The sequence below is a fragment of the Flammeovirga sp. MY04 genome (genome assembly GCF_001682195.2).
Lineage (GTDB): Bacteria > Bacteroidota > Bacteroidia > Cytophagales > Flammeovirgaceae > Flammeovirga > Flammeovirga yaeyamensis.
The window spans coordinates 2031424-2055861 of sequence record NZ_CP003560.2 but is presented as its reverse complement, the minus strand read 5'-3'; the positions used below and the strand labels follow the sequence as shown (position 1 = coordinate 2055861).

22 protein-coding genes are annotated in these 24438 nt (G+C 34.2%); 11 read left to right on the top strand and 11 right to left on the bottom strand.

Features of this window, described 5'->3' with window-relative positions:
* The first annotated feature begins 102 nt into the window (after positions 1-102).
* The 5 genes from MY04_RS08260 (at position 103) to MY04_RS08240 (ending at position 6637) form a co-directional block, all read left to right on the top strand.
* Positions 103-2730, top strand: coding sequence for a valine--tRNA ligase (locus tag MY04_RS08260; protein WP_066208523.1), 2628 nt, complete (start codon positions 103-105; stop codon positions 2728-2730).
* Between the two features lie 79 nt (positions 2731-2809).
* Positions 2810-3613 (top strand): DUF4292 domain-containing protein, encoded by an 804-nt coding sequence (locus tag MY04_RS08255; RefSeq protein ID WP_158297622.1) that lies wholly within the window; start codon positions 2810-2812, stop codon positions 3611-3613.
* Between the two features lie 94 nt (positions 3614-3707).
* On the top strand, positions 3708-4727 hold the full coding sequence (locus MY04_RS08250) for a hypothetical protein (protein WP_066208517.1): 1020 nt from the start codon (positions 3708-3710) through the stop codon (positions 4725-4727).
* Positions 4728-4844: 117 nt separating this feature from the next.
* Positions 4845-6074, top strand: a complete 1230-nt coding sequence (locus MY04_RS08245; protein ID WP_158297621.1) for a hypothetical protein — start codon at positions 4845-4847, stop codon at positions 6072-6074.
* On the top strand, positions 6044-6637 hold the full coding sequence (locus MY04_RS08240; RefSeq protein ID WP_066208513.1) for a hypothetical protein: 594 nt from the start codon (positions 6044-6046) through the stop codon (positions 6635-6637). The genes MY04_RS08245 and MY04_RS08240 overlap by 31 nt, the downstream gene beginning before the upstream one ends.
* A gap of 128 nt (positions 6638-6765) precedes the next feature.
* Here MY04_RS08240 and lpxB read toward each other — a convergent pair whose 3' ends face one another.
* The 5 genes from lpxB to MY04_RS08215 form a co-directional block, all read right to left on the bottom strand.
* The gene (gene lpxB / locus MY04_RS08235; protein WP_066208512.1) at positions 6766-7896 is read right to left on the bottom strand and encodes a lipid-A-disaccharide synthase; all 1131 of its coding nucleotides are present in this window, start codon (positions 7894-7896) and stop codon (positions 6766-6768) included.
* Positions 7897-8012: 116 nt separating this feature from the next.
* Entirely contained in the window at positions 8013-8432 is a 420-nt protein-coding gene (locus MY04_RS08230) for a 6-pyruvoyl trahydropterin synthase family protein (RefSeq protein ID WP_066208509.1), read from the bottom strand.
* Between the two features lie 82 nt (positions 8433-8514).
* The gene (locus MY04_RS08225) at positions 8515-10026 is read right to left on the bottom strand and encodes a PD40 domain-containing protein (RefSeq protein ID WP_066208507.1); all 1512 of its coding nucleotides are present in this window, start codon (positions 10024-10026) and stop codon (positions 8515-8517) included.
* A gap of 6 nt (positions 10027-10032) precedes the next feature.
* Complete coding sequence (locus MY04_RS08220) at positions 10033-11082, bottom strand: tetratricopeptide repeat protein (RefSeq protein WP_066208505.1); 1050 nt, start codon at positions 11080-11082, stop codon at positions 10033-10035.
* A gap of 104 nt (positions 11083-11186) precedes the next feature.
* Complete coding sequence (locus MY04_RS08215) at positions 11187-12359, bottom strand: PorV/PorQ family protein (RefSeq protein ID WP_158297620.1); 1173 nt, start codon at positions 12357-12359, stop codon at positions 11187-11189.
* Positions 12360-12519: 160 nt separating this feature from the next.
* Here MY04_RS08215 and MY04_RS08210 point away from each other — a divergent pair, with 160 nt between their 5' ends.
* Together MY04_RS08210 and MY04_RS08205 are read left to right on the top strand one after the other, a co-directional pair.
* Entirely contained in the window at positions 12520-13011 is a 492-nt protein-coding gene (locus MY04_RS08210; protein ID WP_066208503.1) for a SixA phosphatase family protein, read from the top strand.
* Positions 13012-13146: 135 nt separating this feature from the next.
* Positions 13147-14130, top strand: a complete 984-nt coding sequence (locus MY04_RS08205) for a YhdH/YhfP family quinone oxidoreductase (protein WP_066208501.1) — start codon at positions 13147-13149, stop codon at positions 14128-14130.
* 82 nt (positions 14131-14212) lie between these two features.
* Here MY04_RS08205 and MY04_RS08200 read toward each other — a convergent pair whose 3' ends face one another.
* From MY04_RS08200 to MY04_RS08180, 5 genes are all read right to left on the bottom strand, one after another.
* On the bottom strand, positions 14213-15307 hold the full coding sequence (locus tag MY04_RS08200; protein ID WP_066208499.1) for a PP2C family protein-serine/threonine phosphatase: 1095 nt from the start codon (positions 15305-15307) through the stop codon (positions 14213-14215).
* Between the two features lies 1 nt (position 15308).
* Positions 15309-15914: a DsrE/DsrF/DrsH-like family protein gene (locus MY04_RS08195; RefSeq protein WP_084005807.1), complete on the bottom strand. Its 606-nt coding sequence runs from the start codon at positions 15912-15914 to the stop codon at positions 15309-15311.
* 16 nt (positions 15915-15930) lie between these two features.
* Complete coding sequence (locus MY04_RS08190; protein WP_066208496.1) at positions 15931-16167, bottom strand: sulfurtransferase TusA family protein; 237 nt, start codon at positions 16165-16167, stop codon at positions 15931-15933.
* Between the two features lie 125 nt (positions 16168-16292).
* Positions 16293-18644, bottom strand: coding sequence for a S9 family peptidase (locus MY04_RS08185; RefSeq protein WP_066208494.1), 2352 nt, complete (start codon positions 18642-18644; stop codon positions 16293-16295).
* A 37-nt stretch (positions 18645-18681) separates the two neighbouring features.
* Positions 18682-19140, bottom strand: coding sequence for a hypothetical protein (locus MY04_RS08180; protein ID WP_158297619.1), 459 nt, complete (start codon positions 19138-19140; stop codon positions 18682-18684).
* A 246-nt stretch (positions 19141-19386) separates the two neighbouring features.
* Here MY04_RS08180 and MY04_RS08175 point away from each other — a divergent pair, with 246 nt between their 5' ends.
* The 3 genes from MY04_RS08175 to MY04_RS08165 all read left to right on the top strand — a co-directional run bounded on the left by MY04_RS08175 (position 19387) and on the right by MY04_RS08165 (position 22652).
* Positions 19387-20991, top strand: coding sequence for a glycoside hydrolase family 10 protein (locus MY04_RS08175; protein WP_158297618.1), 1605 nt, complete (start codon positions 19387-19389; stop codon positions 20989-20991).
* A gap of 103 nt (positions 20992-21094) precedes the next feature.
* On the top strand, positions 21095-21649 hold the full coding sequence (locus MY04_RS08170; RefSeq protein ID WP_066208488.1) for a DUF1269 domain-containing protein: 555 nt from the start codon (positions 21095-21097) through the stop codon (positions 21647-21649).
* A gap of 190 nt (positions 21650-21839) precedes the next feature.
* Entirely contained in the window at positions 21840-22652 is an 813-nt protein-coding gene (locus MY04_RS08165; protein WP_066208486.1) for a 2,3,4,5-tetrahydropyridine-2,6-dicarboxylate N-succinyltransferase, read from the top strand.
* 53 nt (positions 22653-22705) lie between these two features.
* Here the strand turns inward: MY04_RS08165 and MY04_RS08160 are convergent, their stop codons facing one another.
* Entirely contained in the window at positions 22706-23689 is a 984-nt protein-coding gene (locus MY04_RS08160; RefSeq protein ID WP_066208485.1) for a glycoside hydrolase family 5 protein, read from the bottom strand.
* Positions 23690-23807: 118 nt separating this feature from the next.
* On the opposite strand from MY04_RS08160, the gene MY04_RS08155 reads away from it, so the two are divergent.
* Positions 23808-24386, top strand: a complete 579-nt coding sequence (locus tag MY04_RS08155) for a DUF3109 family protein (protein WP_066208484.1) — start codon at positions 23808-23810, stop codon at positions 24384-24386.
* The last annotated feature ends 52 nt before the right edge of the window (positions 24387-24438 follow it).

The following is a 24438-nucleotide window of genomic DNA, read 5'->3' as shown; positions in this document are numbered from 1 at the left end:
TTAAGTATTCTTCTTTTTATTTAAATTTGCTTTCCCAATTTTATCAAGTGGTGAAATTGGACTTTATTATTTTTTGTTTCTGAAATATTTTAAATCAAAGCAATGGAGCTTGCGACTAAGTACAATCCTCATGACGTAGAGGACAAATGGTATCAGTTCTGGTTAGAGAACAAATTTTTTCATTCTGAGCCTAACCCTGATAAGAAGCCATTCACCGTCGTCATCCCGCCACCAAACGTGACAGGGGTGTTGCATATGGGTCACATGTTGAATAACACAATTCAAGATGTCTTGGTCCGTCGTGCAAGAATGAGAGGATATGAAGCTTGTTGGGTACCTGGTACTGACCACGCATCGATTGCTACAGAAGCAAAAGTAGTAAAGATGTTGAAAGACGAGCACGGTATAAGTAAATCTGATATTACTCGTGATGAATTTATGAAATACGCTTTCGAGTGGAAAGAAAAATACGGTGGAATCATCTTGAACCAATTGCAGAAATTGGGTGCTTCTTGTGATTGGGATCGTACGCGTTTCACTATGGAAGACGAACTTTCTAAAGCTGTAATCAAGGTATTCGTAGACCTTTATAAAAAAGGATGGGTGTACCGTGGTGCAAGAATGGTGAACTGGGATCCGGCAGGGAAAACAGCTTTATCAGATGAGGAAGTAATCCACAAAGAGGTTAACTCTAAATTATATTATGTACAATATCCAATCGTAGGAAAAGAAGGTGAGTTTGTAACTATTGCTACTACTCGTCCTGAAACAATTCCTGCAGATGCTGGTGTTTGTGTGAATCCTAACGATGATCGCTTCAAGCATTTAATTGGACAAAAAGTAATCGTACCAACAACGAACAGAGAAATCCCTGTTTTTGGTGATGATTATGTGGATATAGAATTCGGTACAGGTTGTTTAAAAGTAACTCCTGCTCACGATATCAATGACTACGAGTTAGGTTTAAAACATAACTTGGAAGTAATTGATATTATCGAAGAAGATGGATCGATTAACGCTAAAGCTGGTGCGCAATACGCAGGTAAAGATCGTTTCGTTGTTCGTAAAGAAATCGTTAAAGATCTAGAGGCTTCTGGAAACTTGGTGAAAGTAGAAGAGCTTCAAAATAAAGTAGGTACATCTGAAAGAACAGGTGCAGTAATCGAGCCAAGAATCTCAACACAATGGTTCGTATCAATGAAAGAAATTTCTAAGCCTGCATTGGAGAATGTAATGAATGATAACATTCAATTACATCCTGCGAAGTTCAAGAATACGTACCGTCACTGGATGGAAAATGTAAAAGACTGGTGTATTTCACGTCAGTTATGGTGGGGACAAAGAATTCCTGCTTTCTACCTTCCTAACGGTGAGTTTGTAGTAGCAGAAACTGCAGAAGAGGCATTGGTTGAAGCTCAGAAAATTGATGCGGATATCACTATCGACCAACTTTCTCAAGACGAGGATGTATTGGATACTTGGTTCTCTTCTTGGTTGTGGCCTATCTCAGTATTTGATGGTATCACGAAACCAGAAAACGAAGAGATCAACTACTACTATCCAACAGATGATCTAGTTACTGGTCCAGATATCTTATTCTTCTGGGTAGCACGTATGATTATCGCTGGATATGAGTGGAAAGGCGAATTGCCATTCAAAAATGTATACTTAACTGGTTTGGTTCGTGATAACCAAGGCCGTAAAATGTCGAAGTCATTGGGTAACTCACCTGATCCTTTGGACTTAATGAAAGTATATGGTGCTGACGGTGTTCGTGTTGGTTTGTTATTGTCTGCAGCAGCAGGTAACGACTTACTATTCGACGAAAAACTATGTGAGCAAGGTCGTAACTTCGCTAACAAAATCTGGAACGCTTTACGTTTAGTTAAAGGTCTTGAGGTAAGTGAAGAGGCACAACCTGAATCAAATAAAATTGCCATCGAATGGTTCGAAGCACGTTTCAATCAAGTATTGGAAGATGTAGAAGCGAACTACGAGAAATATAGATTGTCTGACTCATTAATGTCAGTGTACAAATTGGTATGGGACGACTTCTGTTCGTGGTACTTAGAAATGGTGAAGCCAGAATACGGTTCTCCAATCGATAAGGCTACTTTAGAAGCGACTATCAATTTCTTCGAGAAGATTGTAAGACTTTTACATCCATTCATGCCATTCTTAACAGAAGAAATCTGGCATGCAGTACGTGAAAGAGCTACTGAGGATGCTTTAGTAGTAGCAGATTACCCAACGGTTGAGTCATTCGACAAAACATTGTTGGATCAAGCAACTGCCGCTTTCGAAATTATCTCACAAGTGAGAAACGTTCGTAACAAAAACCAAATTGGTCCTAAAGTACCTCTTCCAATGTCAGTTTTAGCTTCTGATTCTACTGTTTACGATCGTTTCGGTGGTATCATCACGAAGTTGGCGAACTTGGAATCTTTAACAATGGTGGATGCTGAAGTAGAAGGAGCCACTCAGTTTGTTTACAAATCTGATAAATGTTTCATCGACTTAGCAGACCAAATTGATGTTGAAGCTGAGAAAGAGAAGTTAACGAAAGAGCTTGAATACACGAAAGGCTTTATCGCTTCTGTTCAAAAGAAACTTTCTAATGAAAGATTCGTGGCAAATGCTCCTGAAGCAGTTGTTGCTAAAGAACGTCAGAAGCAACAAGATGCTGAAGATAAAATCAAAGCATTAGAAGAAGCTATCGCAAAACTGTAACAAGTTTTTGATTATATTTGAAAGGCAATTGGGTGGCTACTCAATTGCCTTTTTTTAAACTCACATGATCCTCACAAAAGTGAAAATTACGAATTTATTTATCGCATCGGTGCTACTTTTAGTATTTGGTGTTTCTTGTGCTAAAAAATCGACAGGCATTACCGTTAACGGAAAATCTTCTGAATTGAATGTGAAGAATTTAGATTACGAATACTTATCAACGAAAGGTAAGTTAGTATTTAAATCTGCTGCTAAAGATCAAAAGTTAGCGATCGATACAAGAATCCAAAAAGACAAACAAATGTGGATGTCTATGCGTGTGGCTAAAATCGAAGGTTTAAGAGTATTGGCAACCCAAGACAGCGTTTTCGCTTTAGATAAAATGGGTAAAGAAGCTTATGTTTTAAGCTATGATGATGTAGAGTTATTATTAGGGACAAAGATCGACTACGATTTATTACAGTCTATTTTTACTGGTGATCTTCCTCAAACCTTTATCGACGATTCTAAAGTAAAGGTAGAAGAGGAGATGTTCTCTTTAACACAAAAAACAAAATTATATGAGTCGAGTGCTTATGTAAATCGTTCTACTCAAATGTTAGAGGAGATAGTGGTAAAGTTGAAGAAAGAAGGGAAAATAGCTGTGGTCGACTATAAAGATTTTAAAACCATCGAAGAGGGAAGTGCTCAAATAGCTCCTTTCCAAACAGATGTCTTTATTGGTAACAGTACCCAAAAATCTGATTTTGCTACACAAGTCTCTGTCAATATCAATTTATCTAAAATAGAAGTGGAAGAAGGAGCTGTGAAAATGCCCTTCAAGATTCCATCAAAATATAAAATTGTAGATAGAACGGAGTTGGAAAGAAGGAATTTGAAGTAAAATCACCGATTTTCTTGAAATAATCGACGAAATATAAACAATTGATAATCAGATTTATTAATTAGGTAACTTAATAACAAACTATTTCACTGTTATGCGTTATCTACTATTACTCTTTATTGTTTTATCTGTCAATTGTCTTGCCCAAAATGACTTTCGACCAGGATACATCATTACCTTGAATCAAGATACCGTTTATGGTAAGATTGATTATAGAGGCGATGTACTGATGGCTCAACAATGTAAATTCAAAAGAAAAAAAGGAGAGGTCACCTTATTTTATCCCAAAGATATTTCGGCTTTTAGATTTAAAAATGGTCGATACTTTGTGTCTAAAAGTGTGAAGGGTAAACCGAAATTTTTAGAATTTCTGATCGAGAGTGAAATTAATCTTTTCTACTTTAAAGATCCGAGAGATATCTCTCGTTTTTTTCTAGAAAAGAAGGATGTGCCTTTGGTTGAATTACCTTACAAACAAGAAATAAGAGAAATTGATGGTAAGAGGGTTTTATACAAGTCGACGAAACATAAAGGTATATTACGTTTAAGCATGATGGATGCTTATGATGTGCATCAAAATATTGCGGAGATAATTAAACCTAAACACGATAACCTTATTGAGGTGATTGAATTGTATAATAATGAGATTGGGACATCTTATAAAAAATACGAAGAAAAGGCTCCACGAATAAAATTTGAATTTCAAGCGGTTACAGGAGTTATTAACTTCAATGATAATAATTTATTGAATAAAAACTCATTTGTAGGTGGTACGTTAATTAACTTTTGGTTGCCTAGAACGAATGAGAAAATCTTTTTCTCAACGGGTGTTTTCTATTCCCAATCAAAGAATATGGAAAATGAATCGGTTCAATATATTGATGTTCCGTTCCAAATAGGTTATAAATTTCCAAGCACTTACAAAGTCAGACCTTCATTATCGATTGGTATTTTATCACCGACTTATTCTGCAGGTGTTTCTGTAAAAATTTCTTCAAGATTTAGTGTTGGAGCCCAAAGTTGGATAGATAATTATGCCAACAAATTACCTTGGATCCCAGGGAAATTAAAAAGCTATTCTTTTTTAGGAAGCATTACTTATGAGTTATATTGAAGATTTCACCCTATTATATATACTTCTTAAATATTTATCCCTCATCTTTTAATAAATGACCTACATCTAATAAATGTATTTTTAACACCTTTGATTTGAAATAAAATGAAAGGTGAAATGAAATTACAACTACAACTATTAATTTATTTTTTTCTCATTAATACGATTGCTACTTATAGTCAAACACAACCAAGCGGGACAGGTAGTAGTACTGATCCTTATCTTATTGCAACCTACGATAATTTATTATGGCTTTCTCAAAATGATACTGAATGGAATAAATCTTATTTAGTCACAAACAATATAGATGCATCAGCTTCTAATGATGGAGGAGAAGGTTTTAAACCAATCGGAGAAGAGGGGAACTCATTTAGGGGGAATTTTGATGGAGCTTCAGATCAAGGTTATAAAATTTCGAACTTATATATCAATCGACTATTAGAAGATAATGTGGGACTGTTTGGCTACATCAATAAATTCAATACAGTGATAAAAAAGGTACATTTAGATAACTTTTCGATTACTGGTAAAGACAATGTTGGGGCTATTGTTGGTAAAGTTGATAATGCCCAAGAATTAAAGAAAATAACACTGAGTGGGGTAAACTCTAAGGTCATCGGAGAGAATAATACCGGTGATTTGGTTGGGCAGAATAACAAATCTACATTATCAGAGATTTTGGTGGAAGATGTAAAAATAGAGCACAATACTACTGCTATTTTTGAAAATATTGGAGGTGTTATCGGCTATAATTCAAATACAGATAACAATAGAAGTCTATCAAAAATTGTATTAACCAATGTAACTGTAACAACAAATTATTCTAGGGCTGGTGGAGTTATTGGAAAGGCTGAAAATAATACCACACTTACTGATGTTGATATTGATGCTTTAACTATACAAGCTGCAACTCATGCAGGTGGAGTTATTGGTCAAAATATCAACTCCACTATCACAGATGCTGTGGTGACAGATTTAAATATGACTACTACGGGAAGATATGCTGGAGGAATAACAGGAAAAAACGATACAGGTATTATTCAAAATGTGATGGTTGTTGGAACTATCAAATCTAAAAAAAGTATTGGGGGAATTGCGGGTGACAGTAATAGTTCTAGTTCGATTACAAAAGCTAATGCTATTATCACTATTGATCTTCAAAATAATGCAGAAATTATTGGAGGAATTGTTGGTGGTAACTACAGCTCTTCTACCATTTCTGAAGTTTATTCGGTATTGAACATTCTAAACGTTGGTAATCTAACGGGCAGCGTTGGTGGTATTTCTTCTTTCAATAATGTGGGGGTAATATCACTTTGGCTTATTATGATGATACTGACTTATTAAGTTTAACATTGACAGATAATGGAGGAATCAATCCCTTAACGGAAAATGATTTTGTTAATGAGTCGTCATTTGTTGGGTTTGATTTTACTGATTATTGGGAAATTGGTACTATATCAAAATATAGTTCAGCTGCCCGTCCTTATCCAATTCATATAGATAGAGTCAATCAAGATTTACCAGTCGAATTGATATCATTTGATGTTGAATTGAAGGATAATGGAGTGTACCTCTACTGGAAAACAGCGACTGAAATCAATAATGAGTATTTTCAAATTGAACGATCTTTTGATAAACGTAATTGGGAATTAATAGGTGAATTGAAAGGTCAGGGTAACTCGAATACATTAGTGAAATACGAATACTTTGATCATGAATTAATATCAAATAGTGGCTACATCTATTATAGGTTGAAACAAGTTGATTTCGATGGTCAGTTTACTTATTACCAAACTTTTTTGATGTTATCAAATAGTCTTCAAGCCTTGAAAATATATCCAACCATTTCGCATGACCTTATATTTATTGAAGATACATCAAATCAGCCTGTGAAGATTTTTATCTGATGGGACAAAACTTCACTAATAAGGTGATGCTTCGGCAAGAACATCGACATAAAGTTATGTCACTTGCATCTATTCCAGAGGGGTGGTATATCATCAAAACCTTATATGGATCCGAAAAAGTTTTTTGATTAAAACTTTTGTTCTGGAATACCTTCAGTAAGATATTTATACATTAAGGATGCCGCCTTTTTGGAAGTCCCTTCCGTATCAATTTTGGCTTTCATCTCTTTATAATCTTGTAGAATTTTATCTCGTTTAGTCGTTAAAGTATATTCTAACTCTTGAGCTAAATTTTCTGTAGTAAAATCATTTTGGATTAATTCTCTTACGACTTCTTTATCAGCAATAAGATTTACAAGAGAAATGAATCTTACTTTAATTAAGGCTTTAATAATGTTGTAAGTGACAGGACTTGTTCTATAACACACTACCTGAGGAACCTCGAATAATGCAGTTTCCAAAGTCGCAGTACCCGATGTCACTACAGCAGAGGTGGCATTGCTTAATAGATCATAGGTTTGATTAAATACCAATTTCACACCCAAGTCTTTCACTTCTTGATAGAGTTCTGATGGTAAATGATCCACACCTGCAACAACAAACTGAAACTCCTCTTTGTTGTATTTAGGGATGATCGTCAGCATGGTTTGCAAGATCATTTGCACCTCTTGATATCTACTACCTGGCAGAACAGCAATAATTTTCTTGCTAGGATCAAGTTGATTATCCTCCAAGAAAGTAGGAGAAGGGTCAAACTGTTTGATGGCATCAAAAAGTGGATTGCCTACATAATCTACATCATAATCGTATTTCTTATAGAATGCTTTTTCGAAATGCATAATCACAAACATTCTATCCACCGCAGTTCGGATTCTCTTGGCTCTACTCTGATTCCAAGCCCATACTTTTGGAGAAATGTAATAGAATACTTTTGTGCCTCTAGGTTTTACATACTTGGCAATCTTTAGGTTGAATCCAGAGAAGTCTACAAGAATGACTACATCAGGTTTCCAACACAAAATATCCTTTTTACATTCGTTCATGTAGCGTCTGATTGTCAAAAGGTTTTTGGCAACTTCCAAAAAGCCCATGAAAGAGATTTCAGAATAATGATGAATGAGAGTGCCACCGACTTTTTGCATTTCTTCCCCTCCCCAAAAACGGAATTCCGCTTCAGGGTCGTTGTTCAAAATCTCTTTCATTAAGTTGGAGGCATGTAAATCACCAGATTTTTCACCTGCGATCAAATAATATTTCATCTGCTACAATGTTAAGAATACGATAATGAACAAATCTAAACAGGAGAGGGCATAAAAAAAAGGATACTTATTAAAAGCATCCTTATTTATTTGCAAGTGGTTCATCACTACAGAGATTATTCTCCGTAATATTGAACGAAGTTTTTTCTTGTTTCGTGGAGTTCGATACAATGCAACTCAGCATTCGGGGCAAATTCTTTTACTTTTGGAGCAAGAATTTTCCAGAATTCCATCGCTAATGTTTCGCAACTTGTCATTTTACCTTCAAGGAAATCAACGTCCATATTCAGGTTTCTATGATCTACCTTACTGATAATATGTTCTTGAGTAATGCGACCTAAGTCTTTCATATTCATTACATATCCAGTATCGGGATCAGGATTACCTTTTACAGTAATGACCATCTCGAAATTGTGACCATGCCAATTTTCATTCGCACAAGGACCAAAAAACTCTTCGTTTTGCTCTTTTGTCCATTTCGGATTATATAATTTATGAGCTGCGTTAAAAAACTCTCTTCTGTTTATATAAATCATTTTTTCAAAATTTGAGATGCAAAAATAACAACTTAGACAATACGAACTACTTTTCAGTTAGATTTATTGACGATAGTTGTTATTATTCTACGTGATTTACAGAATCTTTAGCAGTTGTGCTAGCATGAAGTAGAAGTGTTTTTAATAGATCAGTAGTCGCGTTGAGTGTGTTTTTTTTGATTTCCATCAAAGGATCATGATCGGTTTTATCTCTATTTAATTCTACAGAATCTTTATCAAGATATAAATAAGAAATGTCTCTTCTAGCAATAGATAACGGTTTTTCATCATCTAATATGGAGATACGGTAGATATCTTTTTCTCCGTATCCACCTTTTCTTGCAGACGAATAGTAAGCATGTCTTCCGTTGGTACGGATCATAAAATACACATCATCATAAGGAGTATTTATAGGTGTTCCTAAGTTTTCCGACTTAGACCAATTTCCTTGAAAATCTTTTGTGGATTTAAATATATCGTACCCTCCCATAGTATCATGACCTCTAGAAGCGAAGTATAAAGTATTGCCATCCATTGATAATGCAACACCTTCTTCATCATATTTTGTATTGATCTCAGGTCCTAAATTAATAGGCTTCCCCCATCTTCCGTTATCATTTTTCACGGACATGAAAATATCTAAACCACCTAACGACAAATATTCATTGTTACTCACAAAATACAATGTATCCATTGTGGTATTGATACAAGCTGATGTTTCCACAAAAATACTATTGATGTTTTTAGGAAGCTTTTTAGGTTTTGTCCACCCTTCGAAAGTAGTATTTGATACCAGAAGGTCACCATTCCTGTAAAGGATCATTTCTGAACCATCCAGATTGATAGAGACTGTTGCCGAATGATCGTCGTTATTTACAGGGTAAGGAAGTGGAGTAGGTTCATTCCAATTTACAAAATCTTTCCTTTGACTGAAGTAAATATTTTCTGATAGGTGATCTCTAATATCTGGATTATCTAATCTGAATTCATGGCGTCTACTAGTAAAATATAGTTTATTTTCTACTGCATCTACCAATGGACAAAAGTCAGCATATTTTGAATTAACAGAGGGGCCTAAGTTTTTGATAATGATATGTTTCTTTGGATTTTTTATAAACTTTAGTCCATTAATACATTCTGTAACCCTTTTTTCAATTGTAGTTAAAAAGCTGGAATCTGCACTAACGTAACTCATCTCATAGTATATAATGGCACTATCAAATTCTTCGTCGAAATGAAAGGCCCTACCCAAATTATAATAGTCATCACTATCTAAGGAGTCAGGAAAGCTGTTGATTACTTTTTTTAGATAGGGTAGGCTTAATGTTTTTTCTTCAGTAACTGATTCCAAGTAGCAATCACCTATTTTTTTATTTAAATCATAGTTATTAGATAAAAAATCGTAAGCACCCAAATAGTATTTAAGTGCTTCATCCGGTTGTTCAAAATTGTAAAATAAGCTATCACCAAGACCCACTAATTGCCAAACGAAGCTCATGTCATCCTCTTCTAGAGACACGTTGGTAGCATTGTCTTCTTGAGAAAAGGCATTGATAGATTGTAGTATGAATAGTATAAGTAGGTATTTTTTCATATGTTTCTAATGACAAGTTTCTTGGGCATAGGTTAAGCCCGAAAGAATTCCTAGTTCAGCCGCTTTATGCCAATCAGAACATGCACCGGCATCGTCATGTAACCGTTCTTTTATATTTCCTCTAGTAATATATGCTGTAGCAAAGAAAGGATAATGATTAAGTACTTCATTGATATCGTCCAGTCCTTCTTTTATTCTTCCAGTGAGGTATTTTGTGATGGCTAAATTATTTAAGGCCTCTTTGTTTAGATGATTGTCTTTTTTAATGGCCATTAAAAAATCGTTTTCAGCCTCAAAGTAATCTTCAAATTCTAAATAAATTAATCCTCTATTATTGTAAGCTTCTACAAAGCAACTATCGTAGAAAATAGCTCTATTGAAATCATCAAAAGCCTTGGCGGCATCATGTAGTTTGTTATATACTACCCCTCTATGATTGTATGAAACAGACATTTTAGGGTCGATGATTAATGCTTTAGTAAAACAATCCTTTGCTTTATCAAAGTTTTTGTTTTTGTAATAAAGCGTACCCATGTCATGCCATGTGATAGGGTTGTCTGGTTGAACGATAGACAGTTGATCTAAAGTCTCCATCATCAACACTCTCGAATCTAAATGAAAATAAGCTTGGGCTTTTTTCCATAAAGCTTGAACATGATCCGGTTCAATTCGAATAGCACTATCAAAATCAGAAATAGCATTTAAAAAATCATTTTCTAAAAAATAAGAAATGCCTCTTCGGTAATATATATCCACCTTTCTTGGGTGATTCAAGTTCAATGCTTTGCTGAAATCTAATTGTGCACTTTTAAAGGCTCCCAAACTTGTTTTAGCAAGTGCCCTATTAAAATAAGCCTCATAATTTGATTTATCATTTTTCAGAATCAAATTACACTCATACAATGTATTTTTTGGATCTTCGATTTCAGGTTGATGAATTAGTTCTAAGGCATAAGAATTTGAACTTTCTTTTTGTGCTTTAACATCAAATAGAAATACGAAAAGGAAAAGTGAACAAAAGAGCTGAAAAAGTAAAGATCTATTGTTTGAGTTCATTAAAGTATTAGTAAAAAAGTCAATCCTACAGAATATATCAAGGATAGTAAATAAATGTAAAAATTCCAATTAATAATCTGATAAGTAACGAATTGAAGTAATACTTAGTAATATTTTTCGGTTTTAGGTGCGTTAGTTGATCTTTTTAATGTTCTACCAAAGTCTACTTTCAGACTGAAAACATGAGAGTAGAGAGAAACGGATGAAATATCTCCAATGTTGGTCAATGCATAATCAAGTACAAAGCCTTTGAATGCAAAACCGGCACCGAAACTAGGTAGGAACTCTAATTTTTCATTTCCATTAAACTCTTTGATGTACTGAAATTGAGATATACCACCTCTAAGGAAAACCATTTTCTTGTAGTGAAATTCAACACCCATTCTTGGATCAATACTTAATAAGTCTGTTTTTACAACTGTGTTTCTTTTTCCGTCAAAGGTAATATCAGCACCAAAAGAAACTAAAGCACCAATCAGTTCTTCAGCATCTTCTTGTTGGCTGTCTTTCCAAATAGCAAAATTTCTAGCGCCACCTACAATTAGTCTAGGAGTAGCTACTTCGACAGAATTTTCGGGTATTGTGTTTCCTGTTTGTTTAAAGATGTCGTAGAATGTAGCAGGATTATACGCCCAAACATTGTATGTACCTGTAATATCTTTTGCAGTCACACCGACTTGCCAACGTCCTTTTTTCCATTGTAATCCCATGTCTAAACCAAAGCCCCAAGCATTTGCAAACTGACCTGCATGTCGGTAAATCACCTTAGCATTTGCACCAAATTGAAGGTTAGGAAGTTTAGGGAACTGTCGAGCATAAGAGAATAAAAAGGCATAATCGGCAGATGAAAAACTTTGCACATTGTCCCAATTGATAGAACCGTCTGGATCAAAAAGATATCTAGTGTCTGGAATATCATCTACACCAAAACGAATAAAAGAAATTCCTAAAGCAGATTGATTATCAATTTTAGTGGCAAAACCAGCAAAATCATACTTTGCAATACCTGCAAAATATTCTGCATGCATTAGAGAAACAGAATAGCGATCTTCAAGATTTAACAATCCGGCAGGGTTCCAATAACCCGCGGTAGCATCATTTACTGTTTCTGTCTGTGCATTACCCATTGCTAGACCTCTTGCACCCACACCAATGGCTAAATATTCGTTGACATATTTAGGGGCATTGATCTGTGCTTGAGACTGAACGGTAATAAAGATAAGAATACAAGTAAGCGTACTATAATTTAAATAACTTCTAAAAAATGATGCGTTCATTTAAAACAGGTCAGATATAACAGATTGTAATCAATAGGAATACTTTAATCATTTATTAATATACCTAAAAATTGTTACAATTTATCAAATATAAGGTTTCATCATTTTTAAATTAACAAATTCCCTTATTAATTTTACTCAAAATAAATTTAATTCGACTTTGAAAAAGTTAATACTTATGCGTCATGCAAAATCGAGTTGGAATAATCCAAGTCAAACCGATTTTGATCGACCATTAAATGATAGAGGAATAAGAGATTTAGAAAAGATCTCTGAAACTGTCATGAAGCAAAATATTGTGCCTGATCTCATCATAAGTTCTCCTGCATTAAGAACAAAAATTACTGCTGAGAAAATGGCGTCCGTTTTTGATGTGTCTATTGAATATAATAAACATCTTTATCATGCTTTTGATACTGAGGTTTTAGATGAAATCAAACAATTTGATGATGCATTAGAGTGTATTATGTTAGTCATCCACAATCCTGGAATTACTGATGTTAGAAACTATTTTTTAGAAGAGATGATTGCTAATGTACCAACAAGTGGTTGTATCGCTATAGAATTTGAAGAAGCAACTAGTTGGAAAGATTTAAAAGAGGGAAAGGAACTATATTTTGAGTATCCTAAATTGTATTTTCCCAAAAAATAGGACTCATTCATAATCATTAAGTATTAATCATAGATTATAGTCACCTATCATTTTAATGATCCGTATATCATATTACATTTGGTGAAATCACTAAACGAGTGATGTTTATTGCTAATTATATATACTGATTTAAAAATGACAACCTTTAAGGCCTTTGTAACCGAAAAAGTTGGTGAAAAAGAATTCCAACAATCCATCCAATCAAAAAATATCCAAGATCTTCCCGAAGGAGATGTTTTAGTGAAAGTAGCTTATTCATCTTTAAATTATAAAGATGCCTTGTCTGCATTGGGTAAGCCGGGTGTAACTAAAAACTACCCTCACACACCAGGAATTGATGCTTCAGGTGTAGTTGTATCTTCAAAAGATCCTCAATTTAAAGAAGGCGATGAAGTGATTGTGACAAGTTACGATCTAGGTATGAATACTTGGGGAGGCTTTTCTGAATATATTCAAGTTCCATCAAATTGGGTAGTGCCAATGCCTAAAGGTTTATCTTTAAAATCTTCTATGGAAGTGGGAACTGCAGGTTTAACCGCTGCAATGAGTATCTACAAATTGACTCAGCAAGTTAAAGCAGATGCTGGTGATATTGTTGTAACAGGTGCATCAGGTGGAGTAGGTTCTTTTGCTGTAGCAATGCTAAGTAAAATGGGTTACTCTGTAGTAGCAGTATCTGGTAAATCTGAAGATTATCTAAAAAAACTAGGAGCAACTAAAGTTGTAGGTAGAGATGAGTTTTTGGAAGGTAATCAAAGACCTTTATTGAAACCACTTTATGCAGGTGCTGTAGATACTGTTGGTGGCGACTATTTAGCAACTGCAATTAAAGCGACTTTACCTTTAGGTGTTGTAACTTGTTGTGGTAATGCAGCTTCATTCGACTTACCACTTAACGTATTTCCTTTTATCTTAAGAGGGGTGAGTTTAGTAGGTATTGATTCTCAAAACTTCCCATATGAAGAAAGAGTAAAAGTTTGGAATAACATCGCTTCTGAATGGTTACCTGAAACTTCTGATATTACAGAGGAAGTGAATTTAGAAGGATTATTAGAAAAGATTAATTTGATCATCAAAGGTGGTATTAGTGGTCGAGTACTTGTAAAAGTAGGAGAGTAGTAGTATCACATATACATCAAAAAGCCTTATATTTTTAAAATATAAGGCTTTTTTTTTATCAGAAAATGGAGACAAATGTGAATTATAGTTCAATGCCAAATAAAACCATGTCATCGATTTGTACTTCATCTTTCATCCATTCTGTATAATAGTTCTCAATACTAATTTGTTGTGAAAAAAGTTGTTCGTTTTGAATGGACTCAATAAGGTTTTTGAAATTTTTATTTCCAATCTTCTTGTTTTTAGGTCCTCCAAACTGATCTGTAAGACCATCAGAATAGAAGTAATATCGATCTCCCTTGTTTACATCGAATTCCTGATTAACAAAAACTTTCTCAGTTTCTGAAAAATCTCCTACAGTAAATCTACATCCTTTTATCTGTTCAGCAAATCTATCTTTCCCAACACGTATAAAATTTCTCTTTGCACTACTAATAATTACTTTATTAGTAGTTTTATCTAAAACAAAAATAGACATGTCAATACTGTCTCTGTTGCAATCAATGTTTTTCTGAACTAATAACTGATTAATTAACTTGTTGAGCTCTTTTAATACTTCTGATGGGTCAGTTACCTTTAATACATTTACAATCCTCTCTATTAATGAAATACCAATTAAGGTCATAAATGCTCCAGGGACACCGTGTCCTGTACAATCACCAACAATTAAAATATCTTTATTTCCAATTTGAGTGACCCAATAAAAGTCACCACCCACAAGATCTTTGGGAATAAAGTGTTTAAAATATTTTGGGAAGATATTTTTAATTTTTGATGAGGATGGTAAAATACTTTTCTGAATATTCTGAGCATAATGAATACTACTTAATATTCTATTATGAGCTCTTTTTATTATATCTGCTTGTATTTGTTGCTTATGAAGATTTTCATTTAAAGTCTGAGCAATATTCAACTGCTCATTTATAAGAGATAGTTCTTCTAAATGTTCGTTCAACTCTTCATTTTGTTGTTGAATCTCATTTTTCTGATCAATTATTTGTTCTTGAGCGTCTTCGAGGTCCATAAATAGTTCAGCTATACGCACATTCGCGTCAGCAAGAGCCATTTCACTTTCCTTAAGTTTTCTTATTTGATCTTCTTTATCTTGTAATTCTGACTCTAATTCTTGAACTCTCTTAATTAAATCTTCACTTTTCTCCATGAGAGTAAATTCCATATTAGAAAGTTAATGTCACACTAGATTCTGATGCCTCTTCGATATAAAGCGCTACGCCTCCATACTCGACACCATCTCTAATTTCATCGGTAGTAATACCCATCATACCCATTGTCATCTGACAAGCTATTAACTTGGATCCCATTTCAATGGATAGGTCAATAAGATCTGGAAGGGTTTCAATATTGTTTTCCTTCATCATTGTTTTCATCATTTCAGTACCAATACCCATCATATTTAATCTTGAGATAGTGGTTGATTTTGGATGACTAGGCAGCATCATGGTGATCATCTTCTCTTTGATGTTTTTTCCTTTGTAAATGCTCTTTTCTTTTAATGCATTAATTCCCCAAAGCGTAAAGAAAATGGTGACTTCCATACCAAAACTTGCTGCACCATTGGCAATGATAAAAGCAGGCATTACTTGATCAAGCTCAAAACTAGTCACCAACATGGTGATTTTATCTTTTTGCTGAACCCCATTTAAGTTTTGTAAAGAAGATTGTAATTTTTGTAATTCTTGTTGAAAGTTTTCAGTTTTTTCATTCACTTTTTCTTCAACAAGTTGATCTATGTATGCTTTAAGTTCTTGATTTTCGAATTGCATGAGAATTGAATTTTAATTATTTAATTTTTTCAATTACCGTAATTTTTGATTTTCCTTCCTCAACGAAAGAAATCATTCGTTGCCCAGTTTTACGAATCCAAGCTTCAACATCAGCTTTAAAGGCAGGGTCTGTAGCGGTAATTTCTAGTTTTTCTCCAATACTCATTGTTCTTATTGACTTTGCTATTCTAACAATTGGCATAGGGCAGTTCAATGACGAACAATCCAGTTTTTTTAATTCAGGTGTTTCCATGAAGTAGAAGTGTTTAGATGAAAAAATGTGATGAGACTGAAATAAATTAAGTTTTCACAATTTAATATTGGTTATAATTAATAAAAAACAAAAAAGGTGATCAAAAAAATGATCACCTCTTAAAATTATAATTTTTCTTGGAACAATTTGAAGATCCTTTTGTATTCGTCTATCCAGCTGCTTGTTTCTTTAAACCCATGTGGTTCAATAGGGTATATGGCCATTTCCCAGTTTTCTTTCTTCAGTTCGATTAATCTTTGTGATAATCGTACGACATCAGAAAATTGTACATTATCATCAACCATTCCATGGAGAATTAATAAATCTCCTTTTAATCCTTCTGCAAAATAAATTGGAGAACTCTTCTTATAAGCATCCGGATCTAATGCAGGTGTGTTAAGGATATTTGAAGTATAAGGGTGGTTATAGTGTGCCCAATCGGTCACTGAACGAATAGCAGCACCCGCCTTAAATGTATCTCCTTCATTAAACATGGCCATTAAGGTGATAAAACCACCATATGATCCACCATAGATACCGACTTTAGAAGCATCAATTCCATGTTCTTTTATCAAATACTTAGCACCATCTACATGATCAGAAAGATCTTTTCCCCCCATGTGTCTGTAGATTCCAGTTCTCCAATCTCTACCATATCCAGCAGATGCTCTATAGTCAATATCAAGTACAGTATAACCATTATCAACTAATAAATTATGGAACATGTATTCTCTATGGTAAGCACTCCACCACTTGTGAACATTTTGAAGATAACCGGCACCATGTACAAAAATCACAGCCTTGTGTAAATCTTTTTCTTTTGATGGTTTGTAGATACGTGCATGCACCTTTTCTCCGTCTTTAGCATCAAATTGAACAATTTCAGGATCTCTCCACTCGTAATTATCAAATGCTTCTGATGTCGATTTAGTGATTTGAGTACTTTCAGCTCCTTTCTTGTTTTGTTGAAGGTAGATTTCCCATGGCTTGTTTGCATAAGAATATCTATCTACAATGTATTTTTCGTCAGGTGATAACAGAGTTTCATGCTTACCTACACTCTCCGTTATTTTAAGCATTTCTCCTCCATTTATACTTACCTTATACAGATGTTGTTCAGCAGGTCTTTCTTTATTTGATGTTAAATAAAAGTATTGACCATCGTTAGATACTTTTGTTTCGTTGATTTCAAAAGCACCCTCAGTAACTTGAGTAGTCTTTTTGGAGACTACATTGTAGGTGTAAACATGTGAGAAACCTGTTTTTTCAGATTGATACCAAATTGTTTTATCGTTCACCCAACCAATAGGAGCGACCCAAAAGTTCCAACCACTAATGCCAGGTCCACCAATCCAAGCTTCATCGTGTTGATGATCAATTTGAGTTAATGTCCCATCATTAAAGTTGATTTGAGCAATCCAACGATCTTTGTTGTCATAAGATCTAATATCGACAACAGCATGATTAGAAATAGGAGAGAAGTGAGCTTCGTGCATCACCACTGTCTTTTTGTAATCTTCAGCTGATTTATCGTAGTCGCTAAAAAATTCTGGTGTTTTGTCTAAACCTTCCAATCCTGAAAGATCAATGGTAATTACAGAATCTTTTTGAATATCGTATATGTAATTTTCATAGGTATCTTCAGGACTTCCAACTTTCGCACGTGCATTTTGCATTTTCACATATCCCGTTCCCTCTACCCATACAGGCATTTCAGTAGCAAAATTTCCAGCAGATGTTCCTAAAGAATACACTACATAATTTTCGTCACTGCTTAACTTTACATCAAATACATATTTGTTGCCGATATATATATTAGATGTATTATTCAATTTTATAGCATCCTTATGTGCTTTGCTTTCTTCTTTTCTATCTTTTCTATTTCTAACAATTTCAAAAAGTTCTAATTGTTGATCTTCAAGAAATTTTTGCTGATCAGATTTCTTTCCTTTTTTGGGTGCGTTCCCTTTTTTGAAATGTGTTATTTGATGAATCAGCCCGTTAGATAAATCCAAAGTATACAGATTATTTGCTCTTTTAAATGATATTTTCTCCTCATTTAAAAGATATTTGGGAGAAGAATCATAATCTGATGAACTCGTTAATTGAGTGGAAATCCCTTTTTTAACATCAAATAGATAGATATTGCCTTCTTTTGAATAAATTAATTGAGATTTTTTCTTATTCCAAACAGCCTTTGAAGTTGGTAAATGCTTTTGTTCTTCACTATCAACAACAGTATATTTTTTTGATTTAACATCAAACTTATAAAGCTGGTCAAATGATTTATCTTCTTTATTCCAATAAAAATAAACTGTTTTGCTATCTTTTGCCCAGAAAGGACTATGTGGAGTCTGACCAATAAAGTGTTCTCCACCCATGATGTCATCAATCGATAGAGTACTTTGGTTGTCGGTTTGGCTCAATGCGATAATAGGCAGGCATAATATACCCAGCAAAGTATAAAGTTTGTTCATATGTATATGTGTTTTAAAAAAAATGAAATCATTATTTCTAATGATTTCTTAGTCCATAAAGGGCATCCACCTGAAATTTCATTGAATCCGATCTGACCAATGTTCTAAGGTGAAAACTTGTCTTTATAAAAACAGTATCCGATCTGAATAAATTTCCCAAATCACCCTCGTCATATTGTTCAATATTGGCATCCAATAGTTTAGGTGTTGAATTCGTGGGGACATCGTAAAGGAATCCTACTTGAATACTTCTATTGTTGTCTGTAAAAAAGATATTTACAGAATCGACAATAAATAATGTAGAATCTGAAGGGTGAATAGTAGAAATTTGTATTCTATTGATACTCCCTTTTGTAATTTGATTAAGATCAATAAAATTCTTTTGTGCTACACTATCTCTTGTGTTTACATATGCAGTGGTAGTGGCTTCTAACCATTCTCCTGCAGGATCTAAACTATCTAGTCTAGTTTGCGAAATGAGTTCTAAGTTTTTCATTGTTAGATGTTTCATCTCACTATCCAATCCAAAAAAATCACAGCTCGATAAAAAAATAATGGGTAGAGCTAATAATATTTTGAAGTATTTAGATTTATCTTTAAAGAATTGATTCATTATCGTAATTTTGTGAATTGACAAATTTATAAAAATATTTTTTACACTTGACAAATTGTTCAACTCTCTGATATAATGAGGATATTTTTTAACATTACTCTTATTTTAATCATCCTAACTACTAGTAAGGTGTTTTCTCAAAAAACTTTACCAAAAAGAGAGTTTAGGGGAGTATGGGTAGCTACATTAAATGCTATCGATTGGCCATTTAGTGAGAAAGATTCTGCTGAACAACAAAGAAGAGACTTTATTTCATTGTTGAATTTTCATCAGAAAAGAGGAGCAAATGCAATGATTGTTCAAGTAAGAGCAAGTGCTGATGTTATTTATCCAAGTAATATTGAGCCTTGGTCGTTGAGCATAAGTGGAAAACAAGGAATGCCCCCTAAGCCATTTTATGATCCTTTGGAATTTATGATTGAAGAGACGCATAAAAGAGGAATGGAATTTCATGCTTGGGTGAATCCTTTTAGAGCTGTGACGAATACTCAGTATGTAAAAGTATGTGATGACCATATTTCTAAGACACACCCAGAGTGGGTTTTGGAATACAATACCTTAAAAATTTTAAACCCTGGTTTGCCAGAAGTACATCAATATGTTAATTCTGTAATAGAAGAACTCATTTCTAATTATGATATTGATGCTTTACATTTTGATGACTATTTCTATCCATATCCCGATCATGGTGAGTTAAAAGCTGATCGTTCAACATGGAGAAAGTATAGAGTGGCCAACGAATCGATTAGAGATTGGAGAAGAAGAAACATAAATACGTTTGTAGAAGGTGTACATCGATTGATAGTAAACAAGAAGCCTTCTTTGAAGTTTGGTGTTAGTCCATTTGGTGTGTGGAGAAACGAAAGAGACGATTATGATGGATCGCCTACACGTTCCGGCTACACTTCCTATGATCATTTATATGCTGATGTTCGCTTATGGTTAATGAATGGATGGATAGATTATGTTGCTCCACAATTGTATCAATCAACGAAACATAGAAGTATTCCATTCATTCCTACCTTAGAATGGTGGTCAAATAATTCTTTCGGAAAACATTTATATGCAGGTCATGCCGTTTATCGTGTTGATAGATCGCTGGAGAATGGTTGGAGAGATAAAGAAGAGATGCCTCTTCAGATTGTTACTGCTAGAAATATGGATAAGGTAGAGGGCAGTATCCTTTATAATTCTACTTCTGTATGGAATAATCAGGGAGGAATAGCAGACTCTTTGAAGGCAATATATCCTACGCCAGCATTAATTCCACAAATGCCATGGATTGATGGTCAGCCACCTCAAATACCTCTAGAACCTGAGATTTTTGCTACTGATGAAGGGGTGAAAATACAATGGAAAACACCGGCAATGGCAGATGATGGTGATCTACCAAAATATTACGTAATTTATTCTACAAGGAGTGGAAAGTTGCCTAATATTGATAGTCCACATGAAATTTTAAAAATACTACCTTCCTCTCAGTTAGAGTTTATTGATAAGCGTACATCTCAATTGGAGGATTATACCTATTTAATTACTTCTTTAGATCAATTACAGAATGAAAGTGAGGCTGTTTTACCTCAATATCCTAAAGATCAAAACGTAATTTTACCCCAGCCATATCATGAAAAAGTGGTGGTTGACTTAAATAGTTCCGCATTAAAAGCAACTTGGCAAATTATAAACAATATAATTGATAATGAGAATTTTACAATGACGAAAGATTTTAATTAAGTGACCGTGATCATCAAAATGTGATATTAATTTCATGATATTAGAAGTGTAATAAATACAACAAAAGAATTATCAGATTCTCGGATTTTAACTTTATACTATTATGAAAGCGGACAAAAAATTAATCATTGCAGTTTACGATAACGAGAAAAAAGCACAAGAAGAATTCGACATTCTTTTCAGCAAAGAGAAAAAAGATGAACTCGATTTAAGTGCTTATACAGTCATCACAAAAAAAGAAAATGGGAAGACTGAACTTCACGACACAGTAGGACGTGATGCTTTTTGGGGAGCAGTAATTGGCGGTTTAGTAATGCTTTTGATTGGTCCATTTGGGGCAATCTATGGTGCAGCACTATTTACTGCTGAAGTACTCGCAGGCTCAATGGCTGCTTCAATTGGAGTAGGAGCTTTAGCAGGTTGGCTAAAAAGTGATGCCTTAAACATTCCAATAGATTTGATTAAGGACATCAAGGAATCTCTAAAACCAGGATCATCTGCAATTGTAGCTGTTGCAGAAGAAGATTGGGTAGATGACGTAGAAAGATTATTGAAACCCAATTCAGAAATGATGCACGAATATCAATTTAATGGAAGTGTAGTTGAAAAGTTTGAGAATGATTGGAAAGAGCATCATAAACAAGAAATCGTAGAATAAAACAAATCTACAACTCACAAAATGCTAGTCCTATGGCTAGCATTTTTTTGTTATATTTATAACAAAATGTTGTATTATGTTTATTTTTTCTGTATCAATGGAAACTTCCTTATGAATTTGTAGATTTGCAACTCAAATATAAAGGCCTGAGCTTTTATTATCTCAAACACTAAGTTTTCGTTTTAGAAAAATGTCAAGACAACAACTAATCGAGGCAGCATGGGAAGACCGTGCTCTCTTAAAACAACAAGAATATATTGATGCTGTTAAAGCAACAGTTGAAGAATTAGATAAAGGAACATTAAGATGTGCAGAGCCTGTAGCTGATGGTTGGCAGGTGAATGAGTGGGTGAAGAAAGCGGTAATTATGTTCTTCCCATTGGCAGAAATGGAAACTATTAAAGTAGGTCCTTTCGAATTCCACGATAAAATTCCTTTAAAAAGCGATTACGCTGAAAAAGGTGTTCGTGTAGTTCCTCATGCCATTGCTCGTTACGGTTCTTTTGTGAACAAAGGAGTAATCATGATGCCATCATACGTAAACATTGGTGCTTATGTTGATTCTGGTACTATGGTAGATACTTGGGCAACTGTAGGTAGCTGTGCACAAATCGGTAAAGATGTTCACCTTTCAGGTGGTGTTGGTGTTGGTGGTGTTCTTGAGCCAGTTCAAGCAGCTCCAGTAATTATCGAAGATGGTGCTTTTGTTGGTTCAAGATGTATCTTGGTAGAAGGTGTTCACATTGGTAAAGAAGCTGTATTAGGTGCGAACGTAACTTTAACGGCTTCATCAAAAATTATCGATGTAACAGGAGATGAGCCAGTAGAATACAAAGGTTATGTACCTCCAAGATCAGTAGTTATTCCTGGTAGCTACACTAAGAAATTCCCAGCTGGTGAATTCTCAGTAGGATGTGCTATCATCATTGGTCAAAGAAAAGAAAGTACGGATAGAAAAACATCACTTAACGATGCGTTAAGAGATAACAACGTTTCTGTATAGTACATTTTGATATAGAATTAAGGGTCAACTTATACATTATGTTGACCCTTTTTTTATTTCTCACAATTTGTGTTTAAGATAATATCAAATACTTTTTTTCTACCGGGAAGCCAGGTGTTATTTTCTCTTTTGTAATAGTTTTTATCGGCATTGAACGAAAAAGGTATGCTTCTCTTTGTTAATTCACATGTCACAAATTCAGCAAAAACCATTTGTTCTTCAATAGAATAATGATCGCCTTTATAGTAATTTCCTGGCATCCAAGCACCCACCCAAGTGTAAATACCTGTTTCTTCTTGCCAAGACAATGCTGTATCTAATTTCTTTCTGATCAATTCTTTTTCCATTTCATTCCCGTTGGTCCATAATCGGTTTGGGTTTTTCTTTTCTGGACCTGAAGCATAAAAATGAAATTCTGCCATCAGATAATCATTGTGATCAGATGGAATTTTTAATAAATGAAGTTTTTCGGGGGCGGATCGAACAACAGGTGATATAAATATAATTCGATATGGATTTGTGGCTCTTATTCTTGTGACTGTTCTTTCGTAAAACTCATTGAGTAAATCAGGTTCCTTATTTAATTTTTTACTTACCTCTATGATTAAATCAAATGATACTAGATAGGAATAATTTAAGCCATGTTTAGCGATTGTACCCCACCAATCAATTGTTTTTTGAAGTGAAGTCTCATCAGCATTGTCACAAAATTCATAAGCATGATAAGCAATAATTGGTGTAAGTCCTACTTCAAGACAATCATTAATCACCCTATCTAATTGATGTAAAATAATTGGTGTTGGGTCCTCCTTAATTCGAATTCTGACATGGTCTAACCCCGAGGATTTAAAATCTCTCAACATTTGCAAGGAATAAGTATCCATGCCTTTTCCTGATTTAACCCAATCGACATCCAATCCTTTATGTAATAATTGATGGTACTCTTTTGGAGAAATTGCTTCGTTGTTTTGCGCTTTGATAAAAGGAAGAAAACAAAGTATAAAAAAGAAGGTTGAATAGGTGAATCGTACTGACATAAAAAAATAAGTTTGATTTGATTTTCAAAAGTTAACGGAAAAAGAATGATTTCTTCAGTAAGAAATACGTTTTTTGTAACTTTGTGAAAATTTTACATCTCATCTAGAATATAAAACCGTGATAGTAGTAGATAAAGTAGTCCTAAGTGACGATATGATGGACGAGGAGTTTGTCTGTAATTTGGACAAATGTAAAGGGGCTTGTTGTGTAGAAGGTGATCTTGGAGCACCTTTGAATGATGACGAGTTGGAGAAAATCGAAGAAGTATATGAAACTGTGAAACCATATATGTCTGAAGCGGGCATCCAAGAAGTGGAAAAGCAAGGGAAATACATCAAGGATTTTGAAGGAGATTACTCTACACCTACTATCAATAACAGAGAGTGTGCTTACGCAGTTTACGATGATAAAAAGTATTTACATTGTGCTATTGAAAAAGCGTATCTCGACGGTAAAATAACGTATAGAAAACCTATTTCTTGCTACTTATACCCTGCAAGAATATCAAGTTATGAGGCGTATGATGCTGTAAATTACGACCGTTGGGAGATTTGTAGCGACGCTTGTGTTCTAGGTAAGGAGTTAAAGGTGCCTGTTTATCAATTTTTAAAAGGCCCACTGACTGCCAAATATGGTGCAGAGTGGTATGAGAAATTGGAACAGGAAATTAAATTGATGAAAGAAAACTTAAGATAGTCTTAAGTCAACAATACAATAAAATGATGATGTATTTCGGTGCATCATCATT